2 rRNA genes are annotated in these 3,229 nt (G+C 54.4%); both read left to right on the top strand.

The annotated features are described in order from the left end of the window. The first annotated feature begins 137 nt into the window (after nt 1-137). Nucleotides 138-2,966 (top strand): 23S ribosomal RNA (locus RA20_RS22975). 117 nt (nt 2,967-3,083) lie between these two features. After that, nucleotides 3,084-3,198 (top strand): 5S ribosomal RNA (gene rrf, locus RA20_RS22980). The last annotated feature ends 31 nt before the right edge of the window (nt 3,199-3,229 follow it).

Below are 3,229 nucleotides of genomic sequence, written 5' to 3' on the forward strand. Positions count from 1 at the left end.
TCGCAAGATTGCGCAACAAGTTCCTGGTCACCGACATGACCGGGAGCGGGATAGTTTGCTTTTTGGTTCAGAATAAGGGTGCCGGTTGTTACCAGCTTCCAGCACCGCGACGGTTTGCACTGTCTTTTTCTGGATCAAATCAAGCGCGAGAAGGGCGTTTGGCGGATGCCTTGGCAGTAAGAGGCGATGAAAGACGTGATACCCTGCGATAAGCCATGGGGAGCCGGGAATAGGCTTTGATCCATGGATCTCTGAATGGGGGAACCCACCTGAAAGTTCGTTATTGTTACCTCTGGTAATCAATAATGGGCTTAACCAGGTACTTAAGGACTGAATACATAGGTCTTTAAGAGCAAACCCGGGGAACTGAAACATCTAAGTACCCGGAGGAAAGGACATCAATAGAGACTCCGTTAGTAGTGGCGAGCGAACGCGGACCAGCCGAGCCTGATGAGTGACCAGAATGCGTTGGGAAACGCAGCCATAGCGGGTGACAGCCCCGTATGGGAAGCTCTGAGGGACGTATTAAGTAGGGCGGGACACGTGAAATCCTGTTCGAAGACCGGAGGACCACCTCCGAAGGCTAAGTACTCCTTACTGACCGATAGCGAACCAGTACCGTGAGGGAAAGGTGAAAAGCACCCCGGCGAGGGGAGTGAAACAGTACCTGAAACCGAACGCCTACAATCAGTTGGAGGCCCCTTGAGGGCTGACAGCGTACCTTTTGTATAATGGGTCATCGACTTGGTCTCACGAGCAAGCTTAAGCCGCTAGGCGGAGGCGCAGCGAAAGCGAGTCTTAATAGGGCGCATGAGTTCGTGGGATCAGACCCGAAACCGAGTGATCTAGGCATGGCCAGGTTGAAGGTGCGGTAACACGCACTGGAGGACCGAACCCACATCTGTTGAAAAAGATCGGGATGAGCTGTGCCTAGGGGTGAAAGGCCAATCAAACTCGGAGATAGCTGGTTCTCTGCGAAATCTATTTAGGTAGAGCGTCATCCGAATACCCCGGGGGGTAGAGCACTGGATGGGTAATGGGGCCCCACAGGCTTACTGATCCTAACCAAACTCCGAATACCCGGGAGTACTAGATGGCAGACACACTGCGGGTGCTAACGCCCGTAGTGGAGAGGGAAACAACCCTGACCTCCGGCTAAGGCCCCCAATTCATGGCTAAGTGGGAAAGCAGGTGGGATGTCCAAAACAACCAGGAGGTTGGCTTAGAAGCAGCCATCCTTTAAAGATAGCGTAACAGCTCACTGGTCTAAATAAGACGTCCTGCGGCGAAGATGTAACGGGGCTCAAGCCATGAGCCGAAGCCGAGGATGCACATAGTGCATGGTAGCAGAGCGTAGTGTGACATAGTCTCATTCCTCCTTAGTATCTTCGGATACATTGGAGGAGAGAGGCTTTCGATGAAGCCGGGGCGTGAGCCATCCGGTGGAGAGATCACTAGCGAGAATGATGACATGAGTAGCGACAAAGAGTGTGAGAGACACTCTCGCCGAAAGTCCAAGGGTTCCTGCTTAAAGCTAATCTGAGCAGGGTAAGCCGGCCCCTAAGCCGAGGCCGAAAGGCGTAGGCGATGGGAACCAGGTTAATATTCCTGGGCCGTGGAGTGGTGACGGATTGTGAAGGTAGTTCGCTCTTATCGGATTGAGCGGGCTGCTGATCAGTCCCTGGAAATAGCCCTCCTTTCAGACCGTACCCTAAACCGACACAGGTGGACTGGTAGAGAATACCAAGGCGCTTGAGAGAACGATGTTGAAGGAACTCGGCAAAATACCTCCGTAAGTTCGCGAGAAGGAGGCCCGGGTTCAAGGCAACTTGGATCCGGGGGCACAAACCAGGGGGTGGCGACTGTTTATTAAAAACACAGGGCTCTGCGAAGTCGCAAGACGACGTATAGGGTCTGACGCCTGCCCGGTGCCTGAAGGTTAAAAGGAGGGGTGAGAGCTCCGAATTGAAGCCCAGGTAAACGGCGGCCGTAACTATAACGGTCCTAAGGTAGCGAAATTCCTTGTCGGGTAAGTTCCGACCTGCACGAATGGCGTAACGACTTCCCCGCTGTCTCCAACATCGACTCAGCGAAATTGAATTGCCTGTCAAGATGCAGGCTTCCCGCGGTTAGACGGAAAGACCCCGTGCACCTTTACTACAGCTTCGCACTGGCATCAGGATTGTGATGTGCAGGATAGGTGGTAGGCATCGAAGCGGGAACGCAAGTTCCCGTGGAGCCTCCCTTGAGATACCACCCTTCGCACTCTTGATGTCTAACCGCGGTCCGTTATCCGGATCCGGGACCCTGCGTGGCGGGTAGTTTGACTGGGGCGGTCGCCTCCTAAAGAGTAACGGAGGCGCGCGAAGGTTGGCTCAGAGCGGTCGGAAATCGCTCGTTGAGTGCAATGGCAGAAGCCAGCCTGACTGCGAGACTGACAAGTCGAGCAGAGACGAAAGTCGGCCATAGTGATCCGGTGGTCCCGCGTGGAAGGGCCATCGCTCAACGGATAAAAGGTACGCCGGGGATAACAGGCTGATACTGCCCAAGAGTCCATATCGACGGCAGTGTTTGGCACCTCGATGTCGGCTCATCTCATCCTGGGGCTGGAGCAGGTCCCAAGGGTACGGCTGTTCGCCGTTTAAAGAGGTACGTGAGCTGGGTTTAGAACGTCGTGAGACAGTTCGGTCCCTATCTGCCGTGGGTGTAGGATACTTGAGAGGAGTTGCCCCTAGTACGAGAGGACCGGGGTGAACGATCCACTGGTGGACCTGTTGTTGCGCCAGCAGCAGTGCAGGGTAGCTATGATCGGACAGGATAACCGCTGAAGGCATCTAAGCGGGAAGCCCCCCTCAAAACAAGGTATCCCTGAGGGCCGTGGAAGACCACCACGCCGATAGGCCGGAGGTGTAAGCGCAGCAATGCGTTCAGCTGACCGGTACTAATCGCCCGATAGGCTTGATTTGATCCAGTAACAGACAGTGTTACTCGGACACAAAAAGCAAACATCCCTTTGACTTGGACATCGTTGATTGCAGCCGGCGCCTTGCTCCGCAAGGCCGCCGGAATTGGATTTTTCTTGGTTTGGTGGCTATAGCGCAAGTGAAACACCCGGTCCCTTCCCGAACCCGGAAGTTAAGCACTGCCGCGCCGATGGTACTTGGGCTCAAGCCCTGGGAGAGTAGGTCACCGCCAAACCTAGTAAAATCCAAATAATCTCCAAAACGAT

It is taken from the genome of Leisingera sp. ANG-Vp (genome assembly GCF_000813725.1).
Classification (GTDB): Bacteria; Pseudomonadota; Alphaproteobacteria; order Rhodobacterales; family Rhodobacteraceae; genus Leisingera.